Genomic DNA, 14,728 nt, shown 5'->3' on the forward strand with positions numbered 1-14,728 from the left:
AACTATATCGTTAACAACTAATTGAAACTTTAGGGGTTTTATTCTGGAGTTCTCTGAAATATGCGCTTTCAACAGAATCTTTTTAGGCAAAAATAGAGCGAGGACAGTCTTTTCATAGACCGTCCTTCAAGAATCTTAAAACTCCTCAGAAGTAAAAATCACACCATAGTCAACCAGTTGGCAAGAAAAGTGTGTTTGTGTTGTGATATGTAGCGGATAACGACCATCTGTTGGTGTGCTAGTGCTGACGGAGCCATCGCATTCCCAGGTATTGCCTCGTCTGTCTAGTTGGTAATTTTTCTTAATACGGGATGTTTTATTGCACCCAGGCGCCAGATCGCCTGTGGAGCGGTCGTTCCCTGTTCCGACAACAACATATCCGCATAAAGTATCAACATTCCAACGTGAAAGGTCTTTTTCAAACTTTCGACCAATTTGTTTTGCTCGGTCACATACCTCTTTAGGTAGCCATAAGTCTGATAAAAGAAATTCGACTTGTACTAACCCAGCCATCGTAAATAAGTCCATCTCACAGATTTTTGGAGGATATTTCCCTGAGTCTCTCAAATATTCAATGGACGTAATGTAATTATCCGCAATCGCGGTACTAGATAGAATAGAAGTTGTCGCAAGTAAACAAAGTGCTTGTTTCTTAATATTATTCATGGCGTCATACTCGTTTCGTTGTTTTTATAGTAGTAGATGTGCTTTTTTGAATATGAGAACTCAATACAGCTCGGCTACAGTAAGTCAGCTACAAACATTAGTCAATTTAGGTACATAAATTGTTTGATCATCGTGATTTGTATCAATGATTGAGGAAAGTTAATTACAAAAGAGTACAGAATTGATTTATACGGTCGCGCAGTCGTTGTCTAATATTAGATCGCATTGGTTCACAACTGAATATACATACCGTGACAGGGTATCAGTTCAGGATATTTTTAAAAAGAAATGATGGCTTCATCATGCACTCAAAATCAAGTGATAGAAAAAGCCATAGCTGACCATTAATTTTCAAATCAACTTAAACCGCGTTTTTAAAGCAGGCATGCAGGTGTATGTCGATTGCCTTTAATACATCCGATCGCGTGATTACGCCGACAAGATAACCGTCATCATCGGTGACAGGATAAATCTTCGGTTTATTTTGCAACATCATCTGAGATAGCTCGATGATATTGTTGTACGGCTTGACAGCCAGTACTTCCGAATACATGATTTCTGACACCTTTGCTGTGAGTTCATTGTGATAAGTGGACTCCAGCATTTTTTCCATACAGTCCTGTTCAGATAAAAACCCAACGACTTTTTTTGACTGATCAATGACAGGCCCACCTGTTTGGTGACTCTGCAACAATCGTTCAACCGCTTCTTCTACAGGCATATCTAATGTAAACGTGACTGGTCTGTGATTCATATAATCACTAATTTTTAGAGACTCCATAAGGCCCCCTTGTGTTGCATGCTTCCAAGCCAAATATTCAAAAATAAAACGACGATGTTGAGCATGAATGATTTTCATGAATAGTCATACTAATGATGAAAATATTCTAGCTTTAATTAGCTGTTTTAAGCCTAGCTTAAATCCTTCATTCTACCTCTTTTATATGAGCGTAAAATTAGCAAATAAACTAATATTTTACTTTTTTGCAACCCTTTGTAATCAAATGAACTTTAACAAAAAGCCAAATTCAAGCTTTTGACCGACTTTTGCTTGGGTCTCAAATGTGTAAAAGAAAATCAAATCACGCAAAAACCAGCCAATACTGACTAGAATTTATGCATTTTTATGCGAAAATTTTATTTCTGCTTCATGACCTGATACCCTGAACGCCGTTTTAAGAAAATCTAGAAAGATAATTTTCACTATGACAGATGAAATGAATCAAGAATTAACGCGCAGCATGCCCAAGCCAACGATGAGCTTGACGGTCAAAATTTTGATTGGCATGTTTCTCGGCGCGGCAATAGGGTTACTATACAATTTAACGTTCGAGCATGGCGCAATATTGCAAATGTTCGGCGCGGATCCGGCTAATTACACAAACGTACAGAGTGTAATCAACAGTGCCCTGTTTGAAGGGATACTGAAAATCATTGCTGCTGTTTTTGTCGCCAGCTTGAAACTCATCGTCGTACCGTTAGTCTTTGTCTCTCTTGTATGCGGGATTTGTGGGCTGACAGATACATCCAAACTTGGTCGGCTTGGTGGCAAAGCTGTTGGTTTGTATTTGTTGACGACTGCGGTTGCAATTTCAATTGCTGTCGCGGCGGCTTTGGTTGTCATGCCAGGCGCTGATGTGCATGTTGATGTTGCAAAAACAACATTTGCGGCGAAAGAAGCCCCATCACTCGTGCAGACGATCATTGATATGTTCCCGACCAACCCGGTCAAAGCAATGGCAGAAGGCAAAATGCTTCAGGTCATTGTATTTTCAATCTTATTTGGCTTAGCGATTGCCCTATCTGGGGAGAGAGGACAACGCATTGCCAATATCTTTGAAGATCTGAACGAAGTCATCATTAAGCTCGTTCGCATCCTGATGTACTTAGCACCTTACGGTGTATTTGCACTTGTTGCCCGTGTATTCTCAACAGTTGGCCTAGATGCAATTGCTGGCATTATGAAGTATTTCTTCCTTGTCATTGGCGTCCTGTTCGTTCATGCGTTTGTTGTTTATCCAACCATTTTAAAGACTATTGCAAAGCTCAATCCGCTTGTTTTCCTCATGAAGATGAAAGATGCCGCACTGTTTGCGTTTAGTACATCAAGCTCTGGTGCAACGATGCCAGTTACTATGGAAACAGCAACGGAAAAAATGGGTGTTCGCAATACGATTGCATCCTTTACCGTCCCATTGGGAACAACGATTAATATGGACGGAACTGCTATTATGCAAGGTGTTGCAACCGTGTTTATCGCGCAGGCATTTAATGTTGATCTGACGCTCACCGATTACCTCATGGTTGTCCTTACAGCCACCCTATCATCGGTTGGTACAGCTGGTGTTCCTGGTGTAGGTCTGATCATGCTCACCATGGTCCTGCAACAAGTCAATCTACCTGTTGAAGGGATCGCGTTGATTATCGGTGTTGACCGCTTGCTGGATATGACAAGAACAGCAGTTAATGTTACCGGTGACTGTATGGTTTCCTGTGTTGTTGCGAAAACGGAAGGCGAACTTGATGAAGAAGTCTTTTATGCCGCAGAAAATGGCAGTAGCAGTGCAAAAACACAAGCCTCTTAATTGAACAACTCACTATTCTGTTCAATAAAAAGGGTGGCCTCTTGGTCACCCTTTTTTCATGCCACGACTCTTTCACAAATAGATAAGCGAACTGTCTAAGTGTTATATACACCTTTTGCGATCTTGGACGTCATTCTGAACTCATCTTATGATTTTGTTTCATGCTGATTCAATGGGTAAGGAAGGCGGGCACGCATCGCGCACCCGATTCTGGCAGCTATCTAATCGATGAATTCAATAAACAAGTATTGATGTGCTGACTTTGTCAGTGGTTGTTAGAAAACTTTGAAAAGATAGTGGTTGGATGGGAATAGGAGGTCAAAATTTCAGTTGGTACACGATTAAGCTCATAAATACCCTGATAGAATCATTGAGCCAATAATAATATATGTACCTATAATCCGTGATGAATGACGATGATATGCTCGACTTGTGAATTGTTTTTTTAAGCACCTCAAGCGAGTATATCTGAACTCATCACAAGAGTTGCACACGAAGCACATCGTCCTTGAACAATAATGACTCAAGCACCCAACGGCATGCTTCAGTAAATTCGTTCAGTACTTTAGGGAAATTGTTCGCTTTGGAGAGAACTAAACATCCTTGTCTCTCTCCTTTAGAAAGGTAAAATTTAACCTAGCCAGCCTTCTGCTGCATAAAGCATACGCAAAACACTTGGTGCGCCCAGACTGCCATCTTCCTGAGGATAACCTTGAAGAAGTTCAGAACGTTCAATCGCTCTTACATCTTTTGGAAGCATATTTTTCGTCACTTGCTCTTTGGATAAGTCCCGTGTTAAGTCTTCTTTTAGCTGAGAATGTACTTGAATATTCCCTAGATTTGGGTTGTGCATTGCACCATAACTGAGAGATTCAATCAGAGCTTTGTCATTTTTACGCAGTCCTTCTTTTGGACTTTTCACATGTTGTTTGAGATCCTCACTTGGCAAAGAGCCAAATTCTTTTTTCAAAGCCATGCGTGTTCTCTCAAAGTGCTGCTCAATAACCGGAGCGTCTTCATGACTCATGTTCCTGTTTTCTGCTGGGCCTAGATAGAGTAATAATGCACGAACGACTCTTTCATTTGTCTGTAAGTCAAACACTTGTTCATGTTCCTTATAGCCAACAAGCATTTTTGGCATAACATCTAAATCTTGGCGGATCGTATGTTGCCTATTTGTTTCGGAAGCTGCGACGCCAGATAAAAATGCGCCTCCAAACCTTGTTCCACTCAGTGAAACACCATAGGAATTTTGCAATGCGATATTTGAGGTTTGCTGAGCGATAGCTTCATTGACGGCAGGTGCGACGCCCAGGCCAGAAAATGGCAATACTTGGCTAAGCGGTAATGCAGCAGTATAGGTCGTTAGATGGACAGCTTGATATGTTGCATCCACATCATGACCTGAGTACAGTGCATTAGAAATAATACTTGCAATATCATTTGAATATTTTGAATTTTGATCACCAGTTACCGACAAGATAGCACCATGCGAAGCCTCTTTATCTGTTACATTCGCAATATTTTTCATTGCAAACACAATACCTGGGATCACGAGTAAGCTTGCAGCAGCTTTGCTAATTAATTTTGCATTGGCTAGATTGTTATTCGAAGCGAGTTGTTGGACCATAGGGTCTGAATCACTGGATGCTCTTCGGATGGACTGGACCCAACTATTGAGGTAATACTTGCCCAAGCCTTCTGCACCGCCTTCTATCTCTCCTGGGGCCACTTCTCTTAACGTTTCAATAAAGCGATCATCTTTTGCAACTTCATTTAACAAACGGCTGAGATTTTCAAATCGTTCATGATTGTTCATCAGCTGAGGTAATAGTTTTTTGATATCTGCAATATCCCTTTGAGTGATCGGTGTTCCCGTTTCTGTTTTCGACTGAATCAAAGTGGATGCACGCGCTCCCCATTGGCCAAATTCATGTCGCAATGCGGCACCCAATTCTTCACCTGTTTTCAGGTTTTCATTCAAAAAAGCATCTGTTGACTTTCCATCAACAAGATTACACATTGAACTTATCACGGCTCCTTTATCCATTGTCGAAGCGACTTTGACCTGACCTTCTTTCGCGATAACGCGATTGTCGGATGATGCTGCAATATCAAAGAAATCTTTGAGTTGATATTGATTCGATGAAATTGTATTTGTCATAGGGACAACTTAACTCCTATTTTCTACACTCGATTAAATGGCGTGATGTGTGACTCACTATCTGATTGCGTCTGATAGGAAGATAAAAATTCTTCCGGTTGGTTGAGAATATTTTGCCAAAACTCAATTGCTATAACCAATTGGTTAAGCAGCAGCTCAAGGCGCTCTACATTCAACCCAGATTCATAGATACGACGGTATATAATGTATTGCTGGTTTTTGGGGTTCATACCAATTGTGAATCCGTTGGCCCCTAACCCAAAAAAGTTTGCTTCTAATATTGCTTGGTTGAGTAGACTTGTGTCTTCCAATGCATTCAGCGTTAAGTTCGAATAAAGAATAACTTCCTGAGCACTGTTGACTTGGAGGAATATTGCGACTTTCTCATCGATGACTATCGAGCAAAAGCCTTCGCTATTGATAGTTAAAGGCTCAATGCTGAGAGAATTTGAAAGCTCTTTAAGAATTTCACTTAACATAAAAAACCACAACGACAGATGCTATATGATTTTTTAGTAACCAAACTAATAAAAAGGTTGTATTTAAAATACCTATTCCAACTCAAAGTACACATATCAAGTAAAATTTTGTACACAAATCGGTTTTTTGGTACACATTTTCATGTTTTTAAATTTTACCACACCCCCTAACCGAAAGTATGTAAATCATTGATTTATAAGACACTAAGTCGGTACATGCAACCCAGAGCGGCGACTTAATAATATGAATGTCATAAAATCGTCCATTTTGTTGCATAACTCTTCTTCGTAATCAGCATGATCATCATGGCAATGGCAGAAGGACTCCCCTTCTTCTAGGATGAGTTGGAATACATCACTTTCTGCAAAATGATTCGAAAATTGGCAGCTGATATGATCGGTCTGGCCAATGCGCTGGAAGCTGATCACATTGTTGGAAAACACAGGTTGATTGATACTTCTTGATGGTATCTTCATATCTGAGACAGCAAGATCCATCCGAATAATGTATTCTTTCTCAGGCTCATCCGATAAAGTAACCGTTTCTTGCGTTAGACCATGTTGATAGTTCTTCTCTGTCAGGACTTGCTGAACTTCCTCTAAAAAGGCTTGAATTTGATGGCGAAACTTGTGATCCAGGCTTTCTAGAATTGCTTTATCTTCTTCAAATTGGTTGGACTTCACCTGTTGTTTGATTGAGTCATAGTAAGTTTTGATGATTTCATGCTTTGTAATGATATCTGCTAGATGAGTCAATTGAGACATAAGTATCCTCTATGATTCTATCCGCGCGGGTTTAAACCCTGATTGCGCGTGTTAATCTTTCGGAAGCTCTCGCGGTTTGGCAGTAAACATTTCCATCACGATGCGAGAAGTGAATTTGGGTTATCGCGTATTTATTTCAAATGAACGGCGAGTAACAAAGAGTGAGGTTTTTTCAGTCAAAACCGTACGGCCAGTGGATTTCTAGGAGTTGATGATCCAGCCATGGCATTGTGATTGTTCCAAGGCCCCAGGGGAGTTTGGTTAGAAGAATATCCATCGACTGCCGCTCGACTTCAATTGCAAAGCCGTGCTGGGTTTGAATACACAAACCATGTCTTTGTATAAACATCTGTTGAAACGAACCAACTGGCATATTTTTTAATGCTTGCCAGTGGCCGATCACGGATTGCAGGAATGCGGTTACGCTTTCTTTTTCTTCGTTAGACAATTCTATGAGTGCTTCATGGCTGGTTTCTGGTGGCAAGCCCAACATTAAATTCGCCGTGCCCATCACTTCTTGTTCTTCAAATACCAAACCAGACATTTCAACGAGATATGCGAATGCTTTTTCTTGTGTTTGCTCATCCATAAAATGGCCGATCTTATCGGTGTCTGCTGTTGTATCTGATTCGATATTTAACAAATTATTTCGCTGAAAGAACAATTGTAGAAATGGCCAGAGGATCACAAGCCCGGCATCTTTTGTGGGTAAGCCTGTGTATTGCTCTGATTCCCATTGACGTACCTGAGCAAGTCGTGCGTTTATTTTGTCTCGGATTGACTGTAAATCAAGCTGAGACCATTGCTTTTTCGTTTGAAGACGCACATCACTCATTCGTTTTAAACTTTGCTGTATCGATTGTTCATGACATTCTGATACCCATGTTTGGCAAGTCTCTAATACTTCACTTTTTGTTGGCAGTACAGGTGAAAATGCCCAAGCATGTATCGCTTCAATCATATTTGCTTCTTGCTGAACTTGTTTGTCTTGAGAACGGACAGCATGGAAGATTGGCCACCACCACTGCTGCGTCATTTGGTATGTAATTGGATCATTTTGTCCCAGTTCAAACAATTGCTGGATCATCGACTCCAATTTCTCGATATACCGAGAGAAGTGGAGCAACCGAACTGCACTCCCTGACTCTGCTCTGCTTTCTTGTTTTTGCCAAAATAGGCAAGCCATCAATATCTCTTTGAGATAAACAGAAAGCCGATTTACTTCAATGACTCGATCCTGGTTGAGTGACTGAATTGATGGCATCATTTTATTCATCAATACTGGGTGACTTTCTTTTATCACATGTTGTAACAAGTGCTGCGTGGCTTCAACAAATGTTACCCATATTGCCTCACAAACCGCTTGCTCCTGCCGCTGTTTGAATACTTGTTCTTGTTGTTCAATATTTTCTTGAATAACAACTCCAGATGGTGCATCCATCATCATAACTGGCAAAGAAGGAAGTATGACATCTTGAGACCATGTGTACCTTTTTTGTTTCCAAGTTTGAAGCTGCGTATGAGTTAAAGTCGGTCTACAGAGTAACTGATAAAAATGAATCAATGCTTGCGCAGCTGCCTTCGACATTGCATTTGGTGATTGCTCATCACAGGCAACATAGATATCTTTGAACTCAATAGAAACGAATGGCGTGCTTCTTTGTGCTTTGCGCGCCTCTTCCTCTTGAATGGCTGTCAGCTGTGCGATATACGTATCAATGACTTGTTGAAGTGACCCAATTTTTTCCCATTGTTGCTGTGCAATGGCACTATACAATTGTGTTAAAAATTGCTTCGTTTCGAAGCCAGCGGCTCGATTTTCTTTCAGCTCAGTGATATGGCTGGAAAGTTCTTCGATATGAATGTTGTCTTGCGGCGAAGACTCAATCGAGTACAAACACGCTCGTATTTTTAAGAGTATCTTTTGTGCTTCTGCATGTGGTCTCAATGCGCTTGCTAACCATGATTGGCACTTTGATTCGATCAATTGTTTTAGATCAGCTGGAAAAACAGCCGTTTTTATCGCAAGGATATAAAAAGCTTGAAGGTGCTTGATAAAGGTTTCAGGCATACAGTTCAACTGACTAAGAACAGTTAATGGTGCAGAAACCTGTGCGAGTGCATGTCTGATCAATTCGAAATTAAAATGCGGCTTAAGGTACTTCTTCGATACTTCAATCCCATGCAACAAAACATCAGAACTGTTTGGAATGATGATCCGGCGAAGACTCAACAGGTCTTTTTGCGACACATGTTGCATTGTGACAATCGTAAACCAGGACTGGAGTGCTTCTTGCGTTCGCACACATTGTTGCTGCGCCATATCTAACTCAGTTAAACAAGCACGAAGCGCTCGCATTGCCTCCATGAGTTCTTGCTGGGTCACATCAGCTCCGGCTTCCAAAGTAAAACTTCGCAAAAATAACCCCCAGCGCTCGAATGTGGATGTGCAGAAATATGTTCGCAATAAGAATGTCAGTCCTGCACGCCAGATCTTCCCTTTCAGTGACTGTCCCATTGCTGAATTTCCAAGATACAACATCCACTGATTCACGACTGAATGGGGAAAAATCCGCTTGAGCAATGTTGGTAATAAGTAAAATGATTCACTTTGGTGTATCCAGGACCAAATTCGGCGTTGTACATGTGGCAACCCTAACCACTGTCTTAACATTGGCAAAGGTAGTCCATTTTGCTGCAATGATTGATCGAGTAAGTAGGAAAACTGCTGATAATTAACCTCCCCAAATGGGTGATCTGGATTGGCTGAGCGACCATATAACAGCTGAGATTTAAGCAACTCGAATAGATTTTGGCGTGAAGCATCTGGTAAAACATTCGGCTTTGTATCCACCTTATGTTTCATATTTTGCTCTGGAACAGCAAGATGATTTGCTTGACTGCTGTCAGGTTGACTGGACTGATTTCTACGACGCGAGAACACTTCAAAGAGTTTTTGAAGGATCGCTTGCTGCAATGCCTGCTTTAATGCTGGAATAATGTATTGACGGATCAGGATGAGTAAAGACATACCAGCCTCTTCGAGATGAACATCTGGTAATTCGACTTCCAAAGATGGAATAACCATGTCAGCAGGAAGTTCCATTTCCTGGGTTCGACAAAATTCCTCAACCTTTTCCAAATCCAAAGACGCCAGTTCATTCATCACAAACTGCTGAAATTGTCTGTCCACCAGCTCAGGCTCATCCTGAACATAGGACAGGCATAAATCAAAACACAATTGACGGATATGGAAGTTCATAGAACACACTTTAGATTTGAAAGAGTTGAAGTTTGTTAGATATTGATATTTTGACTTTGATTCGTATAAATTATGAAAAAGGAATCGGATTATTCGTTATGTGAGCGCCATACACTTGCCGTATTGTCGATACGTCGCCCTACGAAGTCACCTTTCCAGTAATGACGTTCTTCCAAATCACCAGTCAAGCTGTTCGATGCATAAATGTGTGGACCATCAGCAGCATTATTACCCATCCACAAACCTTCACAAATCAGGTCACTGCAATAATAGGCTGCACCACCTCGACCATTGGAATTGGTCAGTGACACTTTACAGTCCACTGCTTTGAGTTGTAATTGAGGACAACGATAAGCACCACCACCACCACGGCTTGCCATACAGCTAGTTGTTTCTGCGACACATTCTTTGCAGCGAGATAAACCTCCTCCTAATTCAGCTGAGCAGTTATAGGCGTGGATAACCGAGCGATATAAGCCAAAGGCTGCACCACCTTCATTGAGTTGTGTATTCGAACCAGAACCTTGATCAAGCGAATAACAACGATGAATATGTTTGGCCTCAATGTGACTCGCTGTATAAGGAAAATCACCGGTTTGCAGTGCAGCATAAATTGCACCACCACTACCCCAGGTCTGATGATTATCAATCAAGCAATTCAGCTGACAATGTTGGGCGTGCTCAAGATAAAACGCACCACCGTCATGTGTTGCCTGAAAACCATCGCGATGACCATTCCCATTAAATGTGAAACCAGAAAGGTGAACTTGACGGACTGGTGCATCGGATTGCCCCATCAATTTAAAGCGATGATTTTTACCTGCTTTTTCAATGATGGTCGATTTTTCATTAAATCCGATAATGGATACACCAGATTTTAAGCGAACCGAATTTCTTAGCTGATAAGCCCCAACCTCGAAGTCAAAAGTTTTAAAGGGAAGCAGGATAATGGTTGTGTCTTCTGTGATCACTTTATCTTCAATCCCATGAAATACTGTATCAAACTCATCCTGATTTGTGATGATATGTGTTTTTCCACCACGTCCAAATGGCAGTACCATCTGATCAACGTAAGACTTTACAGCAGCCTGAGTCGGTAAAATGCCATCTTGAGCACTATCACCACCAAGGTTATCTGCTGTTGAAATATTGTAGATAGTTGGCCCATCATTCAGCGTAAAATGCTCCGCTATAGCAAGAGATTCCACATCTAAATGGTGATCAACGGATAAAGACTGACCCACCATTAATTGCCCTTGAACAGTAAGGTCACCACTCAAAGACCCATCCCCAACAATATCTAACGTAGATTGCGGTGTTACCGTTCCTAAGCCAAGTTGGCCTGTTTTATTTAATGTGAATAAGCGAGACGTATCCGTGGGGGTTTGTTGATCCACAACAAACGCATCTTGATCTTTACGATTTCTCAAATGACAGTGTGCATCACCAGGACCCATTCCTGTACTGAAGTCTTCCGCGACACGCAGGCTCTTCTGAATCGCTGTTTTCCCTTTAATTTCCAGATCTTCAGTCACTTTCGTCGGTGCGTTCAACTCAATGTGACTGTCTTCATAGCCAACCGTCAAGTTGCCAAGTAGTTTCGTATTCTTATCCACACGCAGATCAGCAAGCAGCTCTGTATCGCCCTGAACCATCAGATCTTCATGAATTTCAACATCATCTTTGGCCGTCAGATCTCCATGCAGGATCATATCCTCCCACACTTCCGCATCACAAAAGAACTCTGCTTTAGCGCTATCACCGTGGACTTTGAAGTAACCGTTGATTTCTGCTCCTTCATCCATGCGAACACTACCATGCAAGTGGGTCGCACCATCAACATCCAAAGTGACCGTTGGGTCATCAATGCCTAAGCCTAAATAACCATTTTTGAATACCAAGCCTGGGTCATTTTTGGATTGAATACGGAAAGCTTCGCTCATACGTGTGTTGGCAATGAATAGCTCTGCTTTTGGATAAAGTTCACTACCCAGCTCATCCACATGACCAACGGTCGTTTGGCCATATAACTTCGTTGTATCTCGAACCGTTAGATCTTCTTTTAACTGAACATCACGGTCAACATCTAACGTTGCATGGAAGTGAACACGGCCAAATACATCGAGTTCATCAGAAATTTCCACATCACCACCCACATCCAAATCCTTGGTTGGGATAAGTCTGCCGATACCGACTTTTCCTTGACGAATAACCACATGGCGTAACATTTCTTCCACACCACTATCAATGCGTAAAGCGATTTCACTGGCACCTTCACGGATATGAATACGCGCGGTTGGGTTATTCATCGAAAACCCTATCGATTGCTCGCAATAGATATTATCTTGCGCATACACTGGCGCATTATGGTAGACATCGGCTCTCGTCCACAACGTCTCCATCAATTGAGTTTCACCATTCACATCTAAATGAAACTGCGGCGAATCTGTATTCACGCCCACTTTATTATGCTGAACGACAAAACTGGCCATCCCTTCATTACTTTGGTCAACACGGAGTCCCCAAAAGTGCGGATGAGACTGACGAATATGCATGTCCACATATTCTTGGTGTTCTGGTGAATTAAGTCGCGCACCGTTTTCGATTGAGATGCCCGCATCAAACTGGACCGGTGAATGAAACTGAGCTGCTCCTTGCACATCTAATGTCGCTTGCAATCTCGTACTCTCAACGACATCCAGCGTCTTTCTGACTTGTACATCAGACATCATACTGGTACCAGCAAAGTCAGAAGTCTTCTCAACATAGAGTTTTTCTTTGAGGGTTGTTTCTCCGTCCACTTGGAGATCATCTGCAACATGCAGAGCTGCTTCAGGGGAATCCGTGCAGATCCCGACCTGACCTGATTTTGCAGTGAAGAATGTTTCTGGATCACCTTCTGGGGCTGGACGATAAACAGCTGTCAAAGCAACACCTTCGTCTTCCTGTGTGATCATCACATGCCCTTGAACACCTACATCCTGGCCAAAGTTAGATTCACCTTGCACATTGAATGTATCTGCAAGTGTTGTTGCGTTATCCACTTGTAAAGTATCGGATAAGTGAGTTGCACCAGTCACATGGAGTGTTTGACTTAGTTGTGACGTTCCCATCACCTCTAGCTGATCCGCAAGTGTTACCTTTCCATCGACCTGCATTGTGCTTTTCATTGCTGCATGCGCGTCGACTTGTAACTGCCCATTGACATGTAAATCAACTGCTGGCATATCAGTGCGTACGCCAACACGACCATCTTTTGTTGTAAGGATCGTTTCAAATCCCCCATCACCAAGATCATGTTGAACTCTCAATGCCCGGTTCGCAGCCTCAGAAGCGGTGACTGTCAACACACCATCATCTGACGGACCATCCGTTTGCGTCATTGTCGTCAAACCTTGAACATCCAAACCCGCATTTAAATCGGTGCCACCATCAGCAATTAACCCAGACTGAAGATGGGCTGACTGGGCAACATTCAAAGTACCTGACAATGTCGTCGTATCCGTCACATTTAAAGTGCTCTGAAGATCGGTTGCTCCTTGCACTGACAAGGTTTGTTGCATCGAAACATTTTGGCTTGCTGTCAGGCTAGTCAGTTGTGAATCACCATCAACTCGCAGCGCTGATTTCGTATGCACATCCCCATCCATTTGCGCTTCGCTTGCAACATGGAAAGCAGCCTCTGGCGTATCTGTGTGAACACCAACCTTATTTTGGTTTGCCATGAGCAGTGTGTTGGTGGTTTCCGAATCAACTTGATGCTGTACTTTTAGGGATGCATTCGTATTATTCGAGCGGATTGTGGTCGCGGTCTGATTGACATCGGCTCCCGTTTGAATGACATCCGCCCCAGTCAGCGACTGAAGGTAGCCCTCAACGGTCAGGTTGTCATCCACTTGAGTGTCGCCGGCAATATGAATATGATCAGATTTCAGCTGAATTTCATCCTGTCCACCTTTCGCGACCGCCAATTGTGTCGCCCCACCATTCGAGGCGCGAAAGATATCTTTATCTGTGAGATCCCCATGTGTACTTGAAACATCTAGATGTGCTTCGGGGTGTAACTTCCCAATCCCTACTAGACCATCTCCGGCAACAAATAAAGAAGGCCTATCATCATTCCCTTTTTCATCAACGCGAAGTAATGGCTCATCAATTCCGCCGTCTTGGCTGAGATGTAGTAATGCTTCAGGCGTGATATCACCTATGCCAACTTTGCCGGCATCCGTCATTGTCACAAGTTGTGCTTCGCCTTCTTTGATTAAAAAAGGTGTCTCGTGATCACCACCATCTATATCCAGTTGTAGGGCGTGCTTCAGTGAAGATACATCTCCTACATTCAACCTCCCCCCAATCGTCGCATTGCCATCAATTTGTGTATCACCATCGAATTGTGTATTGCCTTTTATTTGTGCATCACCGTCGATTTGTGTATCACCTTCCACATGAAATAATAATGGATCGCCATCAAATGCTTGGGGGCCTGCTGGCATTTTGATATGCATTTTTCCATCAAGCGTTGCTTTTCCTTCCGTCCTGACTTCAAAACACTTTGAAGCCATCAAGTGACTGTCAACCGTTAACTCCCCACCAAGGCTTTGGCTACCACTTACAATCAAATCCCCCTCATTGACCTCAAGTGATTTCTCCATTGTGATTTTACTTTCTTCAATCGCAACACCATCATCCTTTAAGTTCAGTGCGCCTTCTATCAAATTGGCAAAATCTTCACCAGTGGGGGTTTTGTTATCCTCAAACTTTTCTTTTAACTTGGATCTTGTTTGATCATCATGAATATTGCTCATTA

The 14,728-nt window shown here is 42.2% G+C and carries 8 protein-coding genes; 1 reads left to right on the top strand and 7 read right to left on the bottom strand.

Annotated elements, in window-relative coordinates; all coding sequences use genetic code 11:
- Nucleotides 1-135: 135 nt before the first annotated feature.
- Both C505_RS0106995 and C505_RS0107000 read right to left on the bottom strand, forming a co-directional pair.
- Complete coding sequence (locus C505_RS0106995) at nt 136-666, bottom strand: hypothetical protein (protein WP_018691880.1); 531 nt, start codon at nt 664-666, stop codon at nt 136-138.
- Between the two features lie 361 nt (nt 667-1,027).
- Complete coding sequence (locus C505_RS0107000) at nt 1,028-1,447, bottom strand: CBS domain-containing protein (RefSeq protein ID WP_026317804.1); 420 nt, start codon at nt 1,445-1,447, stop codon at nt 1,028-1,030.
- Nucleotides 1,448-1,883: 436 nt separating this feature from the next.
- On the opposite strand from C505_RS0107000, the gene C505_RS0107005 reads away from it, so the two are divergent.
- A complete protein-coding gene (locus C505_RS0107005; protein ID WP_040439570.1) occupies nt 1,884-3,251 on the top strand; it encodes a dicarboxylate/amino acid:cation symporter in 1,368 nt (455 codons plus the stop codon).
- 631 nt (nt 3,252-3,882) lie between these two features.
- Here C505_RS0107005 and C505_RS0107010 read toward each other — a convergent pair.
- From C505_RS0107010 to C505_RS0107030, 5 genes are all read right to left on the bottom strand, one after another.
- The gene (locus tag C505_RS0107010) at nt 3,883-5,415 is read right to left on the bottom strand and encodes a hypothetical protein (RefSeq protein WP_018691883.1); all 1,533 of its coding nucleotides are present in this window, start codon (nt 5,413-5,415) and stop codon (nt 3,883-3,885) included.
- 23 nt (nt 5,416-5,438) lie between these two features.
- Nucleotides 5,439-5,894, bottom strand: coding sequence for a type III secretion system chaperone (locus C505_RS0107015; RefSeq protein ID WP_018691884.1), 456 nt, complete (start codon nt 5,892-5,894; stop codon nt 5,439-5,441).
- A gap of 204 nt (nt 5,895-6,098) precedes the next feature.
- The gene (locus tag C505_RS0107020) at nt 6,099-6,659 is read right to left on the bottom strand and encodes a hypothetical protein (protein ID WP_018691885.1); all 561 of its coding nucleotides are present in this window, start codon (nt 6,657-6,659) and stop codon (nt 6,099-6,101) included.
- Nucleotides 6,660-6,831: 172 nt separating this feature from the next.
- Entirely contained in the window at nt 6,832-9,921 is a 3,090-nt protein-coding gene (locus C505_RS0107025) for a contractile injection system tape measure protein (RefSeq protein ID WP_018691886.1), read from the bottom strand.
- A gap of 89 nt (nt 9,922-10,010) precedes the next feature.
- Nucleotides 10,011-14,726, bottom strand: coding sequence for a hypothetical protein (locus tag C505_RS0107030; RefSeq protein WP_018691887.1), 4,716 nt, complete (start codon nt 14,724-14,726; stop codon nt 10,011-10,013).
- Nucleotides 14,727-14,728: the final 2 nt, after the last annotated feature.

The organism is Algicola sagamiensis DSM 14643 (genome assembly GCF_000374485.1).
In the GTDB taxonomy this organism is placed as follows: domain Bacteria; phylum Pseudomonadota; class Gammaproteobacteria; order Enterobacterales; family Alteromonadaceae; genus Algicola; species Algicola sagamiensis.

Bases quoted from the DNA above. Each gene is read 5' to 3' on its own strand.
- C505_RS0106995 (WP_018691880.1), bottom strand. From the start codon at position 666: ATGAATAATATTAAGAAACAAGCACTTTGTTTACTTGCGACAACTTCT.
- C505_RS0107000 (WP_026317804.1), bottom strand. From the start codon at position 1,447: ATGGAGTCTCTAAAAATTAGTGATTATATGAATCACAGACCAGTCACG.
- C505_RS0107005 (WP_040439570.1), top strand. From the start codon at position 1,884: ATGAATCAAGAATTAACGCGCAGCATGCCCAAGCCAACGATGAGCTTG.
- C505_RS0107010 (WP_018691883.1), bottom strand. From the start codon at position 5,415: ATGACAAATACAATTTCATCGAATCAATATCAACTCAAAGATTTCTTT.
- C505_RS0107015 (WP_018691884.1), bottom strand. From the start codon at position 5,894: ATGTTAAGTGAAATTCTTAAAGAGCTTTCAAATTCTCTCAGCATTGAG.
- C505_RS0107020 (WP_018691885.1), bottom strand. From the start codon at position 6,659: ATGTCTCAATTGACTCATCTAGCAGATATCATTACAAAGCATGAAATC.
- C505_RS0107025 (WP_018691886.1), bottom strand. From the start codon at position 9,921: ATGAACTTCCATATCCGTCAATTGTGTTTTGATTTATGCCTGTCCTAT.
- C505_RS0107030 (WP_018691887.1), bottom strand. From the start codon at position 14,726: ATGAGCAATATTCATGATGATCAAACAAGATCCAAGTTAAAAGAAAAG.